This window comes from Nitrospira sp. ND1 (assembly GCF_900170025.1).
Classification (GTDB): domain Bacteria; phylum Nitrospirota; class Nitrospiria; order Nitrospirales; family Nitrospiraceae; genus Nitrospira_A.
Map to the genome: position 1 here is coordinate 1,525,432 of NZ_FWEX01000006.1, position 20,852 is coordinate 1,546,283.

The following is a 20,852-nucleotide window of genomic DNA, read 5'->3' on the forward strand; positions in this document are numbered from 1 at the left end:
TATGCATGATTCAGGCTGCTTCAAATGTGGTACATCAACGTGTGCTGCGCGTCGAGGGCCCGCTGGCGCTTGGCCAACTCTTCGACCGTGACCTCCGAAAGAACGCTCAATTCCGCCCGTTTCACGCGATCCCAAATGTGGGCGAGCAGCGCCTCCTGCTTGGCCCCACGCGAAGACGAATGTTTAGGACCGGCCTCTCCATTTGTCGCGAGAAGCGGGCCCTCCAGTGCATCGAGAATGTCCGCCACGGAGAGCTCCGATGGCTTACGGCTCAATACGTACCCGCCTTGAGCCCCGCGCTGACTTGTCACCACCCCGGCTTTTTTCATCGCATGAAGCACCTGCTCGAGGAACCGGGCCGGAATCGCCTGTCGCTTGGCGATCGACTTCGCGCAGACCGGCTGGTCGGCATGGTGGAGCGCAAGATCCACGGCAGCAATAATTCCGTAGGTCGCTCGAAGGCTCACCTTCATTTGCGAGTATTCCGATGGGGATTCATGGATCTCTATACCTTGCGCGCAACTTTCCTGTCAAGCAAGGGTAGATGCACATCAAACCATCATGCCGTTGGGAACCAAGCGCTCATGACGTGCCTGAGACAGCCACCCGTGCGAGCGATCCATATTGAAGAACCGTGGCTCGCCAGTGCAGTGCCTTCAGCCGCGATGAACTGGTGACAGGAGCCAGTCACGACCGCACCCGCGCGCCATGAGTTCACCCCCGTTGTCTGCGCGTCATTACAATGCATTTTTCGTCATTGACATCATCTAGGGGCTGAGCAATAATCCCGCCCTCTTCTTCCCCGGTACCTTCATGACGCTGCGCTCATCAACATTTAATATTCTCTTGCTCAACACAGACAGCGAGATCCAGGCACACTACAAGGACCTGTTCGGCGAGCAAGCGGTCACCATCGGACGTGACGGATTGTCGCTTCCGAAGGACCCGGCAAAGCGTGCGTACGATGCCGTCATCGTGGAATCGAAAGCACAGTCTGCTGCAGACCTTGGGAAATTGTTTGGGGTGATCGATCCTGCGCGCACGCTCCTGGTCGTAGGCTCTCGAACCGTGCTGAAGCGGACGGCAACGTCGCTCCACGCGGCCAAAGCCCCCGAGTCAGACCTGTCGCTATCCAATGGAAATGCACCGGGGCAATCGGTCTGTCTGGAATCTTTTCTGGAACATAAAGTCGGCGATTTCGTCAAAGGGATGCGCAACGGCTCAGGAAGAAACCTCCATCCGATGCTGATCGCCGCCGTCGAACGCCCGTTGATCTTGCTGACCCTGCGGGAGACCAAGGGGAACCAGATTCAAGCCGCAGAGCTGCTCGGACTGAATCGAAATACGCTGAGAAAAAAGATTCTCGATCTGGATATTCCGGTCAAACGCGCCAGGGCGAGCTAGATTCGTGCGCATCTCAGCTCGTCAGTACCTCACCAGAGGCGTAAAATCGGTACGCCCATATATCCACCGGTCGCCAACCACCAACGGAGGGAAGCAATGACCAAGGAAGAATTGATCGCGAAAATGGCGAACAGCGCCGGTATCACCAAGGTCGCCGCGACAGTGGCCCTCGAAGCCTTTACCGGAGCCGTCACCACGTCGCTCAAAAAGGGGAAACGCGTGACATTGGTGAATTTCGGGACCTTCACGATTTCAAAACGTAAGGCCAGGATGGGACGCAATCCACGTACCGGCGAAGCCTTGAAGATTCCTGCCGCCCGCATTCCCAAGTTTTCGGCCGGCAAAGAACTCAAAGCAGCGGTCAAGTAGACCCTTGCTGATACACCCGATGACGCCTGGCCGGTGATACGGTTTCTCCCTCTGGAAGGCAGAGAAAAAGCCTGTCTTGCCGCCGGGTTTCCTTGACACTCTTGGTGAGGCTGTATTAGCATCGCCGGGCGATAGGCGCGTAGCTCAGGGGGAGAGCGCTACCTTGACACGGTAGAGGTCGACGGTTCAAGACCGTCCGCGCCTACCATTTTTTATTCTCGCACACAGTTCGTGATCCGACTCCCGGCAGCATGGTGATCGGCACGGTGTTGTATTTTTTGTAGGATTGACCGGAGTGGCCTCACAGTTCATTCACATTACCCTTCCTGACGGAACTCGAAAACAAGTACCAGCAGGATGCACCGTCCGAGAGGCCCTCACTCCGGAAGGTGGACGCCTCGACGCCAAGGTACTGGCAGCCAAGATCAACGGCGAGCCAAGGGACTTGTCGTGTCCGTTAGAGCAGGACGCCACCATCGAGCCTCTGACCTTCGAATCTGCCGAAGGGCGCGAGGTCTATCGCCACAGCAGCACCCACATCATGGCGCAAGCCGTGAAGGAAGTGTTCCCGACGGCCCAGCTGACGATCGGCCCGGCATTGGACGATGGGTTCTATTACGACTTCGCTTTCGACCGTCCGTTCACGCCTGAAGATCTGGAAAAGATCGAGGCGCGCGCTATCGAGATCATGAAACGTGGTCTGACGGTTACCCGCAGCGAGCTGTCCAAGCAGGACGCCATCAAATTTTTCCAGGAACGCGGGGAAGGCTACAAAGTGGAGCTGATCAACAGCTTCGACGATGCCTCGCCTATTTCGCTCTACCGTCAGGGGGAATTCGTCGACCTCTGCCGCGGGCCGCACCTCCCCACGACCGGGTATGTGGGCGCCTTCAAGCTGCTCTCTACCGGAGGCGCCTATTGGCGTGGCGACGAGCGGAACCCTATGCTGCAGCGGGTCTACGGCACGTCCTTCCCGACCAAAAAAGAACTCGATGCCCATCTCGCGAAGCTAGAAGAGATCAAGCGCCGAGACCATCGGAAACTCGGCAAGGAGCTCGACCTGATTACGATTCAGGACGAGATCGGTCCCGGCTTGGTTCTGTGGCACCCCAAGGGCTCGCTGATCCGGCTGCTCATCGAAAACTTCTGGCGGGAGCAACATATCAAGGACGGCTACGACCTGGTGTATTCACCTCATGTCGCCCGGCTGGACCTGTGGAAGACCAGCGGCCACGTCGATTACTACCGCGAAAACATGTTCGTCTCGATGAAGCTGGAAGGCAGCGAGTATCAACTCAAGCCGATGAACTGCCCTTTCCATATCATGATCTACAAATCCCACATGCGGAGTTATCGGGATTTGCCGATCCGTTATGGCGAATTAGGTACCGTTTACCGCTATGAACGCACGGGTGTGCTGCACGGCCTGCTGCGTGTCCGCGGGTTTACCCAGGACGATGCGCATCTGTTTTGCCGGCCCGATCAGATCGAGGCCGAAGTCAGCCGCGTACTGGACTTTACATTTTTCGTCCTCGGCACCTTCGGCTTTACAGAGTTTGAAGTGTATCTTTCGACCCGCCCGGAGAAATCCGTCGGCTCCGAAGAAAACTGGACCATCGCCACTAATGCGTTGGAAGCTGCGCTCAAGAGCCGCGGTGTGGCCTACGAAGTGGATCCCGGCGAAGGGGTCTTCTATGGCCCAAAGATCGATATCAAAATTAAAGACGTCCTCGGCCGCTCCTGGCAATGCTCGACGGTCCAAGTGGACTTCAACAATCCGGAGCGGTTCAAACTGGCGTACACCGGCGAAGACGGCAAGGCGCATCAGCCGATCATGATTCATCGGGCGCTCATGGGCTCCATCGAACGCTTCTTCGGCATCCTGATCGAGCACTATGCGGGCGCCTTCCCGACCTGGCTGGCCCCCGTACAGGCGGTGGTCCTCACGATCACGGACAACCAGCAGGAATTTGCAGCGAAGATCGTCTCCACGCTCAAGAGCCATGGCTTTCGAGTTGAGGCGGACATCCGCAACGAGAAGATCGGCTTTAAGATCCGCGAGGCGGAAAAGAACAAGATTCCTTATATGCTGGTCGTGGGAGACAAGGAAGTGCAGAGTGGCATGGTGTCGGTTCGCGGCCGGAGTGGCGCGAATCACGGGAGCCTGCCGATTGAAGCGTTCCTGGAACTTCTTCGCACAGATGCGAATCAAACATTGCGTCAAACGGCAACCCACTCACAAACGAGGTGACCTATCGTCCCTAAATTACGCGTAAACCGGGAAATCAGGATTCGGGAAGTTCGAGTCATCGGTCCTGAAGGCGAGCAACTAGGAATATTGCCGACCGTAGAGGCCTTTAACAAGGCCCAAGAGGGGGGCTACGACCTTGTTGAGGTGGCTCCGACCTCGCAGCCGCCGGTTTGCCGCATCATGGACTATGGGAAGTACAAATTCGAACTCAGCAAGAAAGATCACCAGAGCCGGCGTCACCAGAAGTCTACGCAGGTCAAAGAGATTAAGCTTCGTCCCCGCACCGACAAGCATGACCTCGAGATCAAGATCCGCCAGATCAAGGAATTCCTGGCCGACGGCAACAAGACCAAAGTGACGTTGACCTATCGCGGACGCGAAATGGCCAATCAGGAGATGGGCCGAACAATGATGGCCAGCGTCATTAAGGAATGTACGGAAGCAGGGACCGTGGAGTTTGCGCCACGAATGGAAGGGCGGAGCCTGATCATGATTTTGGCTCCCAAATAGTGTGCAGAGTGCACACAAGGAAGGAATGAGAGCATGAAAATAAAAATGAAAACCCACAGTGGCGCGAAGAAGCGGTTTCGACGCACAGGAACGGGGAAGCTGGTTCGCCGGAAGGCCGGCGGTCGGCATTTGCTCACCGGGAAGCCGCGCGACCGCAAGCGGAACCTGAAGGGGGCCGTTGAGGTGTCCTCCGCCTCGACCCCAGCACTGAACCGCATCATTCCGCAGTAACGACGATTGTGCCGTGAACAGGATCTGAAAAAGGAGTAGCTCCCGATGCCTCGTACAAAAGGTGGTCCGAAAACACGACAGCGGCGGAAGAAGCGCCTGAAACTGGCGAAAGGCCAGTATGGCGCCAAGAGCCGGCTGTTCCGAACAGCAACCGAATCGGTCGACAAGGGGCAGGCCTATGCCTACGTCGGACGAAAGAATCGCAAGCGCGATTTCCGCCAGCTCTGGATCGCGCGCATCAGCGCTGCGACCCGCCTGCATGGCATCGCGTATAGCCGCTTCATGAACGCCCTGAAGAAAGCGAATATCCTGCTGGATCGGAAAGTGTTGTCCGATATGGCGATCCGGGATATGGCGGGATTTGAGAAACTCGTCGGGGTGGCCAAGCAGCAACTCGCAACTGCCGCGAGCTAACGGTTACGTCCGCACGAACGTTCTGTGGCGGGAGAATCCTGATCGAACGGATTTTCCCGTCACACCTCTTCCAGTAGTCGATCGATCTCAACCTCCAGCGCCACCGCCGGGACCCCGATTTGCCAGTGCTCCAGCACCTCGGGATGCAACTCGCCCAACAACCCAATGACCCGACCGTTCGATACGATCTTCCCCGCTCGACCATCGAGAAATGAAGGATGATCCACCGGCTCCAGGGTGAAGGGGCGATCCAGGTAATACAGCAACAGATCCAGACAGGAATGAATTTCTGAGAAGTGCGCGCCGGCATGGGCAATCACGGCACCCAACATCGTCACGGTCCGGGATCCGACATCGGCACTCGCATCAGGAATAGCCACTTCCCCGACCTCAAACATGCGGTGCGGATAGAACGCCCGACTAGAGTTCGTTTCCACCTGCAACAACGATGGCGTAATCCACTGGCGCAGGCAGGAGTAGCTGAGAGACATCACGTTATCCACTTCCACCACCTTCGCCCACTCGGTGCCATCCAGACGCATGCGTGTGCAAAAGTCCTGATGAGAGCCCATGATGTTGGAAATGATTTCCTGGAATTCCAGACCCACCATGAGATGCCGAACCCGGTCGGCCATCTGCTCCAAACGCGACAGCCCACCCACCGTAAACTGCGAGGGCATGACGGGGGCAAACCTGGCGTATCCCTGACTGATGGCCACATCCTCCACCACATCGACCGTATGCAGCAGATCGTTGCGGTAGGGCGGTAGTTGCACAGCCACCTTTTGCCCGGCCGACTTTACGGTGTACCCATAGGACTTGAGCGCCGAGGCGACTTCCTTGCCACCCAGGGCCTCTCCCAACGCCGACTCGATGGCCTTGAGAGGAATTGTCCGGGATTCCCCGAAATCGATCGGCGTACTCCAGCGTCGCCCGAAGTTGGTTTTCACCGGCGAGTGAATTTCGACCGGCGTGATCACCGCGCCGCGATCCGCGAGATTGGCGGCAAAAATATTCAGGGTCAGCGCGACCATCGAAAGATCGGTCCCGGTCACCTCGACGAACAATTCATGATCCCCGACCTGGACCTCGCCGATTTCCCGGCTGTTGATGATCGGGGGAAAGGACAACACCTGTCCCTTGGCGTCCCGCAGCACAGGGAGCCGGTCGTGGCCGCCGACAATGCCGCCATACTCCACGCCTTTGGGATGAACCATGAGGATCTCCCGTAGCGTCATCATGGTTTCCATGCCGAGCGGCGTGAATCGCACGTCGTCCGGCTTGACCAGATCGTAGGAGACGGGGAACACGATGGGAGCCAAACGGTATAAGCCGATCGAGACCGACCGCCGCTTACGCCCAAAAATATCGGCTAACTTTTCCTGCGTTTGGATGAGCTGCGTCAGGCCGGATGCCGTCACGCGATACCCGACCGCCGTGCAAGCGGCCACGTACGGACGAATCTGGTCCATTCCCTGCGCCACAACCAGCTTCCCCGCCACTCCCTTCGGCTTCTTGAAGAAGGGATAGGAAATCGCCGAGCCACGCTGCTTGATCCGGATCTGCCTGGCGATGCCTTCACAACACCACAAGTCCGGACGATTGCTGTCTTGCAACTCGATCCGCAGCTCGCCGGTCTCTGAATTGTGCCCCTTCAGCTCTCCCTTCACCAACATCAGCCATTGCTCAAGCTGATCGAGCGGAATCCGCGCCGGCTCTTCGTCCGGTCCGGCAATTAAGGCTTCGAGATCGTCTCGTTGAAGGGAAATCGTGGGCATCGTGTCGTCGTCCTAAAAACTTCCCCGCATGGTGCGAATGAATTCGAGGTCGGCCGAGAACAAATCGCGAATGTCGTGAATGCCCAGCGCCACCATCGCCATACGATCGAGGCCAAGACCCCAGGCAATGACCGGCACAGAGACACCGAGTGGGGTCGTCACTTCGGGCCGGAATAATCCGGCGCCGCCCAATTCCATCCACCCCAGCTTCGGATGGCGCACATGCATTTCGACCGACGGCTCGGTGAACGGAAAATAGGCCGGTAGAAATTTGACTTCCTTGGCTTGCGCCACTTCCCGGGCGAACAGATTCAACAATCCGAGCAGGGTCCGGAAATTGATATCCGCCCCTAACACGATGCCTTCCACCTGAAAGAAGTCGGTGGCATGGGTCGCGTCCACCTGGTCGTAACGAAAGCAGCGGGCAATCGAAAAATATTTCCCCGGCACGGAAGCGCCGGCTGCCAATGTCCTCGCCGACACCGCGGTGCCTTGACTCCGCAACACCAGCCGTTTCGCCCGTTCGGCATCGAAGGCATAGCCCCACCCCGTCGATCCGGCCCCCGTCCCTTTTTCATGCACCTGCGTCACCTGCGTCAGGTACGGCTCGGCGATTGTGCGGGCATGGGTCGGATTTTTCACGAAATAGACATCATGAATGTCACGGGCCGGATGAAACTGCGGCATGAACAGCGCGTCCATATTCCAGAACTCGGTCTCAACGAGCGTCCCGCGCATTTCCTGGAAACCCATACTGACCAGCTTGAGTTTGACGAGATCCAGAAACTCGCGATAGGGATGGCGTTTCCCGGCCGCGATTCTCGGGGCCCGCAAACTGATCGTATATTTCCGAAACCGCTTCGTCCGCCAGGCACCTTCCTTCAGCAACTCCGGCGTCAGCTGCGAGACTTCCTCCGCCACACCATCCCGCGACAGCTGCTCCGCCACCTCCTGCCCGGCAGGGGTCAGCACAAATGACCGGGTTACCCGCTCATCGATCCGGAACGGCTCACGCGCATTCCCACGCTTCACCGCATGTTGCTGGAGCACGCTCCGAAGTGGTTCGGGAAAAGACTGCAACTCCCGCTGGCCGCTCCGCAATTCCTGCAACAACGAGCGCATGGCCTCGGCCGTGGCACTATTGCGGCCGGTACTTTCAATGCACCCGCCCTGGACAATCAGGATCGCGCCCTCTTTCTTGAGGGTGCCGACCGCCTTGCTCACATCGGACGGCTCGAGTGCTTCCTTAGCCTGAATATCCTGAATCGTGAGACGTTTCCCCGTCTGGCCGGCTTCCCGCGCCGCAGAGAGCACTCGTTCAATCGGGGCATATTTCTCAAAAAACAATTCGCCGATCGGGGTCAGAGATGCGATATGCGCGACGGTTTCAGCCTGCACGGCGATCAGCGATTTGGCGAGCAGCCATTCGACGGCCATGCTCAACTGCGACGGCTCCAGCCCGGTTGATGCCGCAAGTTGATCGAGCGTAGGAGGCGCGTCCGGCTGCCGGGTCAACGCCAGCAGCACTTTGCTTTCGAGGGGATGAAGGTTATCCATGAACAAGGGTGTGGTCCGACGCCTCTTCTATCGCTGAGCGGTTGCAACCCTCGCGGTGCGAGCGGCAGGCTCATGTCCGGCTCTGAGCGCCGTAATGGCAGCGGCATAGTCATCCGTGGAAAATACGGCCGACCCCGCAACCAGCACCTCGGCGCCGGCGGCGAGAATCTCTTGCACGTTGTCCGGCTTCACGCCTCCGTCTACTTCCAGAAGCGCCCGGCTCCCGGTGCGGTCGATCAGAGCCCTGACCTCGGCAATCTTGCGTAACGACGAGGCAATAAACTTCTGCCCGCCGAACCCGGGATTCACGGACATGATGAGGATGAGATCGGCATCACGGACGATTTCCGAAAGGGTACCGGCCGGCGTGGCAGGATTCAACGTCACACCTGCCTTCACGCCCCGCTCTTTGATCGACTGCACCGTCCGATGCAGGTGCGGGCAGGTTTCCACATGTACGGTCAGATAGTCGGCGCCCGCTTCGGCAAACTCCCCGATGAACGCATCCGGATTCGTCATCATCAGATGCACATCCAACGGCAGGGTGGTGACTTTTCTCAAGGCTTCGACGATCGGCGGTCCGACCGTCAGGTTCGGCACGAAGTGCCCGTCCATGACATCGATGTGCAACCAGTCGGCTCCGGCGTCCTCCACCCGCGCCACTTCTTCGGCCAGGCGCGCGAAGTCCGCCGACAAAATGGAGGGGGCAATACGTACCGTCCGACCGGCCATTACTCGCTCCTCCGCACACGGGCGGCGAAAAACAGATCCATCCTGTTACTATTAGCCATCGTAGACAGATCCCCTCGAGGGGTCACGAACGGCAGTCCGGCCGGGGGCAACCAGGGCGCGATCGACTCACGCTGAAATTGATGATGAGCCTGACAAAACTCGTCGATGATCGACTCGGTTTCTTCCGGTTCGATCGAGCAGGTACTATAGACCAACACCCCTCCAGGCCGCAAGAGACGGCTCGTCACCGCAAGCAATTCCACCTGCATCTGCCGATGCTGCGCGATGGACTCCGGCGTCTTATACCACTTCCCTTCCGGATGACGCCGCAACACACCGAGGCCGCTGCACGGAGCATCCAGCAGAATGCGGTCGAACGGTCGTGACAACATCGGATGGGACACGATCCCTGCACCGACCAGCGCGCGCAAGTCGCCGGCCAGGGGCGTCAGGATCTTCACTCCGAGACGGCGGCAATTGGCCATCACAAGATCGAGTCGCGCCGAGGCCCGATCCACCGCCACAATCTCTCCCCGATTCTCCATGAGCGCCGCCAGGTGTGTGGCCTTTCCACCCGGCGCTGAGCAGGCGTCCAGCACCCGTTGCCCCGGCTGCACATCCAGCAACAACGGAATCAGCTGCCCGGCTTCATCCTCCACATAGAACCGTCCCTCCTCGTATCCCGGCAGATCGATAACGGAACAGGAGCGCGCCAGTTGAATGCCGACTTCGCTGATCGACGTCGGGCCTGCCTCCACCTGCGCCGCAGCCAAGTCGCCCAGCAATGCCGCGCGGGAGGTTCGAAGCGTATTCACACGTAGCGTCAGCGGAGGCGCCTCCACCGACGCACCGCACAAGGCCTCAGCGCGTTCGACGCCCAAGCGATGACACCAACGTTCCACGAGCCAGGCCGGACAGGAATATCGCACGGCCAAGGCCTCAACGGGATGGCTGCCTGCATCGGGCCAGACCGGTTCGGGTGATCGAAGCAGAGCCCTCAGCACCGCATTCACGAAGCCGCTCCAATCCCGACCCAGACGACGGCTCTGCTGCTTCGTCATCTGCACAGACTCGTTCACGGCAGCGGAATCCGGAACCCGGTCCAAGTACAGGAGTTGATAGGCGCCGAGACGCAGAATGGTCTGAACCAGGGTAGGAAGTTTCGTAATACGCCGATCCGACAACAGACCTAAGCGCCAGTCGAGAGTGGCCCGATACCGCAACACCCCGCGCACCAGCTCGACCATGAAGGCCCGATCGCGCAGATCCAACGCCTCGCGTGTGGACACCTGATCGAACAGATCGTCTCCCAACATGCCCGCTGTGTCGATCGCCAGCAACGCCTTCATGGCCGCGCGTCGCCCGGCAGATACAACCCCGCGTGATTTTGACGGGGGAAGATCAGATGCCATGTTCGGAAAGGATGATCATGGCGAGAAGATAGTCGATAGAATGCGATGATGGGCGCGCGATTAGCTTTGCGATAGAGGGATAGCTTGCAGCTTGAGGCCCTCGGCCAGTCGATGGCCGGCCAGATATTGCGCCATCGTCATCCGCCTGCTATTGGATGGTTGAATCTCGATGAGCTGGATCGTCCCGTCGCCGGTCGCCACCTCAACCCGATCCTTGCTCACCTTCGTCACGGTTCCGGGAACCGCGCCGGAGGTCTCCAGCCCCACCGCCACGCGCCAGAGCACCCACCGTTCCCCGTTCACATGGGTATACGCGCCGGGCCATGGAGACAGGCCGCGCACACGATTCGCAATCTCCATAGCCGACAAGGTCCAATCGACCACACCGTCTTCCTTCTTGAGCAATGGCGCCATGGTCGCCTGTGCGTCATCCTGCGGTTGCGGCGTCAGCGTGCCGGCTTCAAGGCGGCGCAGGGTTTCAACCAACAGTCGCCCGCCGACCTCGGCCAACCGAGGGGCCAGCGTGCCGGCCGTATCGTCGGCACGGATCTCCACCGTTTCCTGTAACAACATGTCGCCGGTATCCATCCCTTCAGCCATAAACATGGTCGTAATGCCGGTTTGCTGTTCCCCCCTGATGACGGCCCATTGAATAGGCCCTGCCCCACGGTACTTCGGGAGGAGCGACCCATGTACGTTGATGCAGCCGCGAGGCGGCAACGTCAGAATGGCCGGGGGAAGAATGCGTCCATAGGCCGTGACGGCAATGACATCCGGCGTCCACCGTCGCAAGGCGTCGAGAAAGGCGGGATCTTTCATCTTGAGGGGCTGGAGCACCGGAATCCCTTCCCGCTGGCAGACAACTTTCACGGGCGAGAAGACCACTTCCTGCCCGCGCCCCTTCGGCCGATCAGGCTGAGTGACCACACCGACCACCTGATGTTCCGACTTAAGCAAGGCCTCCAGAGAAGGCACGGCAAAGTCAGGAGTCCCCATAAATACGATACGCATGCTCACGCTTTATCATTCTGCCCTCGCGAATGCAATTCTCCCCGGACGTTCCTTGACTCTCGTTTCACACGCCTGTTAGTATCCGGTCGCGGGGTGGAGCAGCCTGGTAGCTCGTTGGGCTCATAACCCAAAGGTCGTCGGTTCAAATCCGGCCCCCGCAACCACGAAACCGTACTCCTTCCCAGTCTTCGCAATTCCTTCTGGATTCGGTTGAATGCTTAACCGAGCCCGCTTTGTAAAACCAACCTCGGGGTAGCGACGGTAGGCCTCCTGGAAAGTGAGCCGATGCTTGCGGAGATGCTGAACGGTCAGTTTCGGAAAGGACTTCTTGCAGACGGGGCAATTAGGCCGCCCGTTTCCGATCTTGGCAACGCGAACGCTCTTGAGGGTCTCGTTCAGGAATTCACGCCCTATTCTCACGTCCGTCCGTAACGCCGCGGGAAGATCGTTCACAAAGGCCTTAATCGCTTCGGGATCGTACTTCGTCACTTCGATTTGATCTTGTTTCTTCTTCCCCACCTGCTCACTTTCCAACGTGTCTGCACGGCTCCAGAGACGCTGGTACGTGGCCAACGCTTCGTCAAGTGCTCTGCCCTGGAGGCGGCCTTGTCCAATGGCCCCCATGATGGTCTCTGCTTCCTTTCGCAAGGCATCCATTTGAGCACGGGTATCTCGATCATCCTCAGACTGATTGGACATGATTTGACTTGCGGCATCCCGGAGCAATTCGATGTACTGAGGTAAATGTGCTGCAAATTCACGGACGATGATCTCTTCGATCGTCTCTCGATGAATCCTGAGATCATTCTCACAGGTGCCTAGCACCACATGGTTGCGACAGGCATAGTAGTCCTTTGCTGCAATGCCGAGTCGGCCACTACACTGATCACAAACAAGCAAGCCTGAGAGCAAGTGGGTCGTCCGCTGCCGAGCATGTGTGAACAGCTTCTCCCGTGACGCCAGTCGCATCCGCACGGCATCCCAGAGTTCTTGGTCGATAATTCGAAGCTCTTCAATCTCTCGCTTTTCCCATTGCTCGCGAGGCCGCAGTCGGCAAACGCGCCGGCCTGTTTCCGGGTGTTTCCGCCATTCCCGTCGGTTGAAATAGAACAGACCTTGATACTTGCAGTTCTGTAACATCAGATAGATGGTATTCGGCCGCCACACTTTGCCTGTTGTTCGAGCATTTAACTTCTTCGCGATCGCTTTTTCACCTTCCCCATCTCGAAAGCGTGAAAAGATGTCTCGGACTGTTGTTGCTTCATTCGGCTCAATGGCCAGGCGATATCCGACAGGAATTGGCTGCCCACGCGGATCCGTTTTCCCTGATTCGTCAAACACGGGTTCAGAGCGATACCCATACGTCCGCCCACCTGTGGAAAGACCTTTCAAGAACTGCCCATCAAGTCCGCGCTTGGTCGTCTTGCGTAAATCGTCCAAGAACAGCTCATTGACCAAGCTTTTCACGGTCACACTGATTTTTGTCGTCTCCTCCCCGGTATCGATCCCGTCTGAAACTGCAATGACTCGGACACCGGCAAATTTCAGCCGCTTGATAATGGTGTCAGTGTCGCCAACATCCCGCGACAGCCGGGAAAGCTGATCAACCACGAGAGCCTCAAAGGCCGGGGGGATTGAGTGCGCAGCGTCCAGTGCGGCTTGCAGACCTTCTCGCGTTTTTGCACTAGCACCGGAGACAGCGGCATCAGAAAATTCCCCGATAATTGCATGTCCATTACGTTCCGCCCAGCGTTGAACAACACGATGCTGATCTTCGATCGATGCCTCTCGCTGGTTGTCGGAACTATAGCGACCGTAAAATGCAATTCTCATGATTACCCCTTTCCGTCACCAATTACCGTCACGGTGCAAACGCGTCGCTGGCCCACTTGTCGAGTCTGCCGCTGAAACTTCTCTGGATGAGCAGCGACGTATAAGCGGAGACATTGTATCAGAGCCGGAATCCCTCTCGGAACAGCAGTTATTCGGGCAGATCCCACTGAATGGGGCGTTGTCATGTGGGTGTGGACTTTCTGTATTTCTCGACCTTTTCTCATTTCTTTCCTATGACTACGGCGATCTAGCCCACTTCCATCTCATGAATGTGCAGGTGCTGGCTCAGATGGCCCGTATGCGCTCCCGTTCCCCTGTGGGCAACTCTTGTCTTTTCACGGAGCGAAGAAAGAGCTCTTCGATGGTTCGCTCAACGAGTGATGCCAGTCGGGAGGGAGGCAGGGCGTGGTACGCCACGGTGTGGATCTGGCCATATTCTCCAGCACTCTGAACCGCCCACTGAATAGAATCAGGATCGGATGATGGCCAAAAGTAGATTCCCATCGCGTAGCCATCCAGGCTGATTGCGACATGTGGAAGATCCACATCCAACTCAATAATTGGCGAGGCTGACACACCTTCCAACAAGAGAACATTGGCCGCATGGCGGATCATCGGCCCGAGCACCGTCTCGGCCACTGCACGAAAGCGCGGTTTCGCGAGGGCCGGCGCCGTCACCACGTGGCCTTGGGCACGAACCTCACGAATACAGGCACGAAGCGCGTCGAACGGGGGATAGGTTGTCATCGAACACCTCCAGATATAGGGTTCAAGAAGTCTTCAGTGGTGGCCCGGGCCTTCCTTGGCCCGAGCCGTAAGGGCACGGATGAAACGGAACGGACTGTCGAGGTCAGGCATGCAGCGCGAGTTCCTCGATGCGAATCGAGAGGACCACCCGTTCGGTAACCGTCGGGGCGTCGGCGCGGTATAAATAGTCCAGAGACCCGAGGATCCGCAGGCGGGTGCCGGCCCGCATCGTGGCCAGCCAGTCTGCGACAGGGCTCATGGCAAACGCGTGGACGAAGTAGGTTTGCCGGATCATCGTGCCGGAAGCGCTCGCTTGCAGTTTGCCTTCAATCGCGAGCACCACCACGGCTACTAATTCGCCCGTGGCTCCCACCAGTAAGTCAGGTTCCTGGACAAGCGTACCGGTCACTGAGAGCGCATTGAGATCGGTGAGGGGCCAGGTGTTGGTGGAGTCAAAGCTCAGCTGTGTATCCATAAGAACCTCCTGTGGAAAAGGGTTAACGATGGTCAGCAAGCCGCAGTTGGCCCGCGTTGGGGGTGAGGAGCGGGTTATCGTCCTGAGGGAATTGCATGATCCGGTATGTGTCGAAGCACATTCTGGAAACGTATGGCGAGGACATCCAAGGCGCCGGAGAATCCCTCCGGTCCGGCAGTCACATCAAGGCGCGCGAGCAGTTCGCGCGTCTGCACGTTGATGCAGGAAACGCTCACGCCAGATTGGTTCGCGTCGGAGGAACCAGTGATGAGGACCAGCACCGTGGCCGCGCGCCAATGGCCCGGTCCGATGGCCAGGTCGTCTTCGACGAGGCCAGTGAGGTTCTGTATAAGTTCTCGCAGAACGAGGGGTTGTTGGGCCTCCGAGGCCACGACGGTCAAACCCTGCTGCACGAGCAAATCTTGCACGGTGCTGACGGGATCGGGCCGCGCCGCAGGCAGAGATTCCGTCGCGATCTTGAACACCAGTGAGCGGGGCCACCGGCTGCGAGGCGCCATGACGGGCGTCTCCATCTGTACCGCCGCTTCAAGCTGCTCGGCGGTGACCTCAACAGGCCATCGACGGAGCACCTGATCGCGGTGCCACGCGACCAGTTCAATCCGGCCATGCGGGACCGCCGTGAACGAAACCTCGTGCTGCTGTAACGCCGTGGCCAGATGACTCACCCGAACGATGGCTCGTCCGTCTGCCGTGATGGGATATGGCACGATAACGTCACGTGTCCCCTGCCAGGAGAGGGTGACGCGCCCTTCTGTGAAAGGACGCGAATCCGGTTCCTGCTTGTGCTCGACGACCGTTTCGACATCCGTTACTTTTGGATCGGTGCGGACGATTGCCAACGCCATCAGGCAACTCGCGAAGGTGAAGTCCGTCAACGCCTTCCGTTGTTCAAATTGGCGTGTAGGATCTGGAATGCTGGCAACTGCGCTCCAGAACCAGCCCCACACGGAAGATGGGCAGGCGAACATCCCCGCTGGAATTGCGAAAGGATTCAGGTAGTACGAATGCTCCTCTTTCCGTTCGGTTCGCACGATCTCGACATGACGGAGCAAGGACTCAGTCAGACTGACGGTCCATCCCTGATGGTCCGGATGAATCACGAGGTGACCACCAGGCACCCCCTGTGACGTGACGGCGGATTCCTGCCTGAGGGTCGGACCAGGGATCACCCGATTGGTGACCGTGAGGCAGGATGTCTGATTAAAGAGGAGCCAGATCAGGAAGAGATAGTACGGAGCGCGCGTGTGATGCATGAGAGGTTTCTCCCTGTGAGAATGATCGGATTATCGGAATCCATTGCAGAGATGCGGTTGGATCAACCTTCACTGTTGGCCGCGATGGCTCGCGGTGTTTGTAGTGCAGCTATCGACATGCTGTCGGGATGGTTGGTGAGGCCGTTCTCAGGGCTCGACCCGGTATCCGAATCAGGAGTAGGCGAGAAGCAGCACCGCTAGGAGGGTCGTTACTGCCCCTCCCACAGAATCCATTGCTGCTGGCTCGAGGCAAGAGGTGGCACGGAGGCTCCTCGGGTGACCTATCACTTCGTGAGGAGACGGGTTTGAGAGAACGACAGTGGTGATCAGGAGGCGTGAACCAAGATCACAAGGTTATATATGTTTATGAACTAGCGAAGGGACATCCGCGGAATGTGACGTTTTAGAGAAAAACTGACCGCCATGTCGGCGGCAGAACCCAGAAGAAGGCGGAGACCATGAGTTGGCTCCACCCTATAACAGTCCTACTCAGGTAAGAACTGCATAGCTTTATCGATATTAGAATGCGAAGGAGCCATCGACTGGGGAAGAAAGTCATGTATTGTTGCAGTAATTCCTATACTAGAGAAGTCGCATTTGCCTTGCCTGGCTCTAACTCAAAGTTCAGGCAATCAAAATAAGCCAGGCAATGATTTGGGGGCGGTTAACGGAGGGTGATGATCGCACTCACCTGATCACTATGTTTCCGTGCTTCGATGCGAACAGGCAAGTCTGAAAGACTTGAGCCATTTGAAGCCGTCCATATCCCCAGTCGCTCATCAGCATTTTGATCCATGCTTCCCAGTACTGAGTGAAAGGTGTGATGGATGACCGACGACGAGGGGATACGATAATTCCATGGAATAAAAAGTCCAGCGTATTTTGCGGCCCGATTCCATCTAGGATTGGCTCGCAATGCCCAGCTGGTGGATCCTGGACCTGAAACCTGGCCGGCTTTTGAGGCATATCGTGCGGTGAGATATATGGCTGGAGATTCGTTCTGCTCCACCATTGCGATCGCGGTTGCTGTCCAGCTTGCCTCTGTGCATACGTGCATCCGAAGATCATCGATCAGGTGAAAGCACGGTCGACCATACCCGCATTGGAGCCGTACGAGCCACGGGCTGAAGATCGGCGAGTAGAATGCCAATTCACCACTGATTCGATCAATCAGTTGTTCTTCCGCCACATTCTTTGATGCATGGGTACGTCTGAATACGAAGCTCAGCTGCCTGGGAGAGAGACAAAGTAGATGGGAGCCTTCGTGACGCTTGCCGAAGTAGATACGTGTTGCCCGGCTACCGCGACCGTCGATCACCGCAAGGTGTCGTTTCATGCCTACACCGGCATGTTTCAGCTTTATGGTGATCGCTTCGGTCCCTCTTGCGAATTCCTCCTTTAGGGTCGCGAAAATTGTTTCGCCGTGTCCGGTTTGTTCAGCTATGAGATTATCGAGTTCTGCGTCGTTTTGGACAACGATGTGTTGGACATCCAATTTATTGTCAATCAATTGATGCAACCGCGGTAGATCTAGTTTTCCCTTGAAACTTTCGACCCACGACGCTACCCGTTCGCGACAGTGCGCTAGAATCGCTTCTGCTGGATCCTCACTCGTAAGTCCAAGATCCTTGGCTAGCTTGATAACATCTGGGGCTTCTCTGAGCCGTCCCATAGCATGTGTTCCATTAGTCGAGATGTGCTCGTACCTTGTTATAGAAATCGATCCAGCTCTTTCGTGTCATCTGCGGCTTCCCCTCTGGATTTCGTCTGGCTATGAGCGAGTTCCATGCATCGAGAACAGCCACTACGTTGCGATAGGGCCAATGCATTTCTTCAGCTGCCTCGGCCAGTTCTCTGGGAATCGTGACGGGTGTCGGAGGGCCGTCAGAATTCTGTCCCTCGCCCTTCATGATGAAATCAAGAGAAGCTCCGAGGACATCGGCAATCTCGAGCAGCTTTTCTGAACTCGGGTTACGTCGATCGTTCTCCACCTCGCTAATGAAACTCTTGCTGACACCTGCTTCCTGAGCCAAGCGATCTTGCGTCCAATCCCGCTTCTCCCGGAGATACTTAATTCTCGAACCGATTGTCCCCATCGCCGCACCTTCGTGATATGTGGTTGTCATACTCACAGCTACGCCTCCTTTCAGGAGAATTTCATCCAAGAACTGCTAGTATGATCTAAGTAATTGAAATAATAGATAAACAAAATAATATATGGGTACTTGAAAGTTCACTTATTCATATTATATACTGATCGAGTGAACTTTTACATGACGGTAGCTCTTCACTTTTTAACCCTGTCAGACAAAAGAGTCAAGCGGTCTCGGCTGAATGACCGTGAGGGAAGGAAGGTTCCATGCCATGGCAAGAGAGCACGTTAATCATAGCGATCTCGTACGATTCGCACAGGAGAAGGTAAATCTTCCCAAAGACAGGGCCGATGCATATCGCACTCAGGCACGCGGCTTACGAGACAAGCTCGAAAACTACCTGAACGAGCATCCCGACTTCACACTCAAAAAGATGATGCTGTCCGGAAGCCTTGCCAAGGGCACGGCGTTGCGTACCCTAAACGACATTGATGTTGCCTGCTACATCAGCGGCGCAGATGCGCCTAACGATGTCGCAGCCTTGCTTCAGTATCTCGCCGAACGTCTACGTAAGGCGTATCCGAATTTTTCTCCGGACCAAGTGAAAGCCCAAACATACAGCGTCACGGTATCCTTTCGGGGAACAGGGCTAGACGTTGATGTCGTGCCGATTCTCTATACTGGAGACCCCCAATGGCGTGGCAATCTTGTCAGCCAGGATGATGGCTCTTTCCTTGAGACCAGCATCCCGCTCCACCTTGATTTCACCCGCAAGCGCAAAGACGCACAGGAAACTCACTTTGCACAGACTGTGCGGCTGATTAAATTTTGGGCACAGAAGATGAAACGTGAGAACCAAGACTTCAGGCTTAAGTCCTTTATGATCGAAATGATTCTGGCCCATCTTTCCGACAAAGGTCTCAAGTTTTCCGATTACCCGGAAGCGCTGCAACACTTCTTCACTTATGTCGCGAAGACCAATCTCCATGAGCGCATCGTGTTTGAGGACTACTACAAATCCTCGCAGGTGGGTTCATTCAAGGAGCCTGTACAGATAATCGATCCGGTCAATGCCAAGAACAATGTCAGCCGGCTCTACACCACTACACAGGTCACTGCAATCGTAGATGCGGCCCTGGATGCGGGCGATGCTGTTGAGGCAGCTCTGAGGGCCCCCACCAAACAAGAAACCGTCTACTACTGGCAGAAAGTCTTTGGCTCAACATTTCAGATATAAGGAGAACTATGAGTACCAGCTTTACCCTTTCCGAGACGACCAGCTTCACAGTCGCACATGCCAAACATATGGCAGCCAAAGTCGCAACTGACCTCAAGCGGTTGCAAGGGTTCTATGGCGATCCGCCTGATCTCCTTATTGATCAGTTCGAAAAAGAAGTCATCGAACTTCTCAAGGGAGGATACCTGGGAAAGGTCACGTACGGTTTTAAGCGCAACGGAAACTGGATCGAACCGACTCTTCAATACACTGCCCGCGATCTCTCAGAAGTCTTCACAAATGACGACGATCCGGGGCGTATCCGACCAGGCAAGGATATCTCCAACGCGACCTTTTACAGCTACCTTATTTATAGTAACGCCTGGAATAACCTGTCGCAGGCCGAAAGAGAGGTCTTCGAAAACCACCTTCCTTTCAAGAGGGGAGGTGCATCCGAACCAGGAGTCACCGGGTATCTGAACAGCGATCGAACATATTCCTCGGGTGGCCGGGCACTTGATCGCGCCAGCGTCAGGAGCTTCTGATGACCACACGTCCTCCGCTCGATGAACTCTTTGAACGGCGCCTCACATACCCCGATGTTGACGCGATGGATCGTCTTGCCCGCCTTGTCGGCCTTGACGACCAAAAATCCCGTCTCACGAAAATTCTCGGCCTTCTCGTCAATCCCCGTGGACTGGAAACATGGGCCAAGAAGCACCACCACGGAGCGACGGACCTCCTGAATACAGTTTTACGACGGCCGCCCCTCGTTGTTCTTGCAGGTGATGTAGGATCCGGAAAATCAGAACTGGCCGAAACCATCGGCGATGCTGTGGCACGACAGGAAAAAATCGAGATTACTCTTTTCCCGCTTAGCCTCTCTACCCGCGGACAAGGGCGGGTCGGGGAAATGACACAGCTCTTATCAGCCGCGTTCGATTACACAGTCGAAGAAGCCACCAAACTGAAAGGTACCTCTAACCGATCGCGAGGCGCTATTCTACTTCTCGTCGATGAGGCAGACGCCATCGCGCAATCAAGGGAAGCCGCCCAGATGCATCACGAAGACCGCGCTGGCGTGAATGCATTCATTCGCGGCATCGACCGTATCGGCAACGGTCGCCTTCCCGCCGCCGTCATCATGTGTACTAACAGGCTCGGATCGCTCGACCCTGCCGTGAAACGGCGAGCGGCAGACATTCTCGCCTTTGACCGCCCCAATGAGTTGCAACGTCATGCAGTCCTGGACCGGCCACTCAAGCAGCTTGGCTTTTCACAAACGAGCATAACCGCAATCGTAACTGCCACGGGTGTTGTTAAGGGGCGTGATCACGGCTTCACCTTTTCAGATCTGACTCAGCGCCTTCTCCCTGCCATTGTATTGGATGCATACCCTGATCAAGCTGTCGTCCCTCAGCGCGCGCTAGCAATTGCAGAATCGATAATGCCAACACCTCCATTCCAAGAAAAGGTCATAGAATGACGTGGCCATTTCACCACTCATGCCGCTGAGAGCAATGAGACGATATCGAGTGAGCATCT

At 56.8% G+C, this 20,852-nt stretch carries 20 protein-coding genes, 2 tRNA genes and 1 pseudogene; 11 read left to right on the plus strand and 12 right to left on the minus strand.

Annotation, left to right across the window (positions count from 1 at the left end):
• Positions 1-20: 20 nt before the first annotated feature.
• Entirely contained in the window at positions 21-473 is a 453-nt protein-coding gene (locus NSND_RS11825) for an RrF2 family transcriptional regulator (RefSeq protein WP_080879200.1), read from the minus strand.
• A 775-nt stretch (positions 474-1,248) separates the two neighbouring features.
• Here NSND_RS11825 and NSND_RS22145 point away from each other — a divergent pair.
• The 7 genes and pseudogenes from NSND_RS22145 to rplT all read left to right on the plus strand — a co-directional run.
• Positions 1,249-1,404, plus strand: a pseudogene (locus NSND_RS22145) (helix-turn-helix domain-containing protein); the annotation flags it as partial.
• A gap of 57 nt (positions 1,405-1,461) precedes the next feature.
• On the plus strand, positions 1,462-1,773 hold the full coding sequence (locus NSND_RS11835) for an HU family DNA-binding protein (protein ID WP_255373906.1): 312 nt from the start codon (positions 1,462-1,464) through the stop codon (positions 1,771-1,773).
• A gap of 133 nt (positions 1,774-1,906) precedes the next feature.
• Positions 1,907-1,981, plus strand: a tRNA-Val gene (locus tag NSND_RS11840).
• Positions 1,982-2,068: 87 nt separating this feature from the next.
• Positions 2,069-4,024: a threonine--tRNA ligase gene (thrS, locus tag NSND_RS11845; protein ID WP_080879202.1), complete on the plus strand. Its 1,956-nt coding sequence runs from the start codon at positions 2,069-2,071 to the stop codon at positions 4,022-4,024.
• Positions 4,025-4,027: 3 nt separating this feature from the next.
• A complete protein-coding gene (gene infC, locus NSND_RS11850) occupies positions 4,028-4,534 on the plus strand; it encodes a translation initiation factor IF-3 (RefSeq protein WP_013247005.1) in 507 nt (168 codons plus the stop codon).
• Between the two features lie 33 nt (positions 4,535-4,567).
• Positions 4,568-4,765 (plus strand): 50S ribosomal protein L35, encoded by a 198-nt coding sequence (rpmI, locus tag NSND_RS11855; RefSeq protein ID WP_013247004.1) that lies wholly within the window; start codon positions 4,568-4,570, stop codon positions 4,763-4,765.
• A 45-nt stretch (positions 4,766-4,810) separates the two neighbouring features.
• Positions 4,811-5,179: a 50S ribosomal protein L20 gene (gene rplT / locus NSND_RS11860; RefSeq protein WP_080879203.1), complete on the plus strand. Its 369-nt coding sequence runs from the start codon at positions 4,811-4,813 to the stop codon at positions 5,177-5,179.
• Between the two features lie 59 nt (positions 5,180-5,238).
• Here the strand turns inward: rplT and pheT are convergent, their stop codons facing one another.
• Genes pheT through fmt form a run of 5 tightly spaced genes read right to left on the minus strand, consistent with a single transcriptional unit; the run spans position 5,239 to position 11,669 of the window.
• Positions 5,239-6,957 (minus strand): phenylalanine--tRNA ligase subunit beta, encoded by a 1,719-nt coding sequence (pheT, locus tag NSND_RS11865; RefSeq protein ID WP_080879204.1) that lies wholly within the window; start codon positions 6,955-6,957, stop codon positions 5,239-5,241.
• Positions 6,958-6,969: 12 nt separating this feature from the next.
• Positions 6,970-8,514: a phenylalanine--tRNA ligase subunit alpha gene (locus tag NSND_RS11870; RefSeq protein WP_080879205.1), complete on the minus strand. Its 1,545-nt coding sequence runs from the start codon at positions 8,512-8,514 to the stop codon at positions 6,970-6,972.
• Positions 8,515-8,541: 27 nt separating this feature from the next.
• The gene (gene rpe / locus NSND_RS11875) at positions 8,542-9,246 is read right to left on the minus strand and encodes a ribulose-phosphate 3-epimerase (RefSeq protein WP_080879206.1); all 705 of its coding nucleotides are present in this window, start codon (positions 9,244-9,246) and stop codon (positions 8,542-8,544) included.
• A complete protein-coding gene (rsmB, locus tag NSND_RS11880; RefSeq protein WP_080879207.1) occupies positions 9,246-10,658 on the minus strand; it encodes a 16S rRNA (cytosine(967)-C(5))-methyltransferase RsmB in 1,413 nt (470 codons plus the stop codon). Before rsmB ends, rpe begins: the two co-directional genes overlap by 1 nt.
• 60 nt (positions 10,659-10,718) lie before the next feature.
• Complete coding sequence (fmt, locus tag NSND_RS11885; RefSeq protein ID WP_080879208.1) at positions 10,719-11,669, minus strand: methionyl-tRNA formyltransferase; 951 nt, start codon at positions 11,667-11,669, stop codon at positions 10,719-10,721.
• 87 nt (positions 11,670-11,756) lie between these two features.
• Between fmt and NSND_RS11890 the strand changes: the two genes are divergently transcribed.
• Positions 11,757-11,833: transfer RNA gene (locus tag NSND_RS11890), tRNA-Met, on the plus strand.
• Here the strand turns inward: NSND_RS11890 and NSND_RS22150 are convergent.
• From NSND_RS22150 to NSND_RS11925, 6 genes are all read right to left on the minus strand, one after another.
• The gene (locus NSND_RS22150; RefSeq protein WP_369974247.1) at positions 11,790-13,502 is read right to left on the minus strand and encodes a recombinase family protein; all 1,713 of its coding nucleotides are present in this window, start codon (positions 13,500-13,502) and stop codon (positions 11,790-11,792) included. The two genes, NSND_RS11890 and NSND_RS22150, sit on opposite strands and share 44 nt — an antisense overlap.
• Before the next feature lie 285 nt (positions 13,503-13,787).
• Complete coding sequence (locus NSND_RS11900) at positions 13,788-14,249, minus strand: hypothetical protein (RefSeq protein ID WP_080879209.1); 462 nt, start codon at positions 14,247-14,249, stop codon at positions 13,788-13,790.
• A gap of 103 nt (positions 14,250-14,352) precedes the next feature.
• Positions 14,353-14,724 carry a single-stranded DNA-binding protein gene (locus NSND_RS11905; protein WP_080879210.1) on the minus strand — a complete coding sequence of 124 codons (372 nt, stop codon included), beginning with the start codon at positions 14,722-14,724 and terminating at the stop codon, positions 14,353-14,355.
• Positions 14,725-14,798: 74 nt separating this feature from the next.
• On the minus strand, positions 14,799-15,998 hold the full coding sequence (locus tag NSND_RS11910; RefSeq protein ID WP_080879211.1) for a hypothetical protein: 1,200 nt from the start codon (positions 15,996-15,998) through the stop codon (positions 14,799-14,801).
• Positions 15,999-16,662: 664 nt separating this feature from the next.
• A complete protein-coding gene (locus tag NSND_RS11920; protein ID WP_080879213.1) occupies positions 16,663-17,670 on the minus strand; it encodes a hypothetical protein in 1,008 nt (335 codons plus the stop codon).
• 13 nt (positions 17,671-17,683) lie between these two features.
• On the minus strand, positions 17,684-18,124 hold the full coding sequence (locus NSND_RS11925; RefSeq protein ID WP_080879214.1) for a helix-turn-helix domain-containing protein: 441 nt from the start codon (positions 18,122-18,124) through the stop codon (positions 17,684-17,686).
• 238 nt (positions 18,125-18,362) lie between these two features.
• On the opposite strand from NSND_RS11925, the gene NSND_RS11930 reads away from it, so the two are divergent.
• From NSND_RS11930 to NSND_RS11940, 3 genes are read left to right on the plus strand one after another with little or no spacing between them, the layout of a single operon-like run.
• Complete coding sequence (locus NSND_RS11930) at positions 18,363-19,328, plus strand: CBASS oligonucleotide cyclase (protein WP_080879215.1); 966 nt, start codon at positions 18,363-18,365, stop codon at positions 19,326-19,328.
• Positions 19,329-19,336: 8 nt separating this feature from the next.
• Positions 19,337-19,852 carry an HORMA-1 domain-containing protein gene (locus tag NSND_RS11935; protein ID WP_080879216.1) on the plus strand — a complete coding sequence of 172 codons (516 nt, stop codon included), beginning with the start codon at positions 19,337-19,339 and terminating at the stop codon, positions 19,850-19,852.
• Positions 19,852-20,793, plus strand: coding sequence for an AAA family ATPase (locus tag NSND_RS11940; protein WP_080879217.1), 942 nt, complete (start codon positions 19,852-19,854; stop codon positions 20,791-20,793). Before NSND_RS11935 ends, NSND_RS11940 begins: the two co-directional genes overlap by 1 nt.
• Positions 20,794-20,852 lie beyond the last annotated feature (59 nt).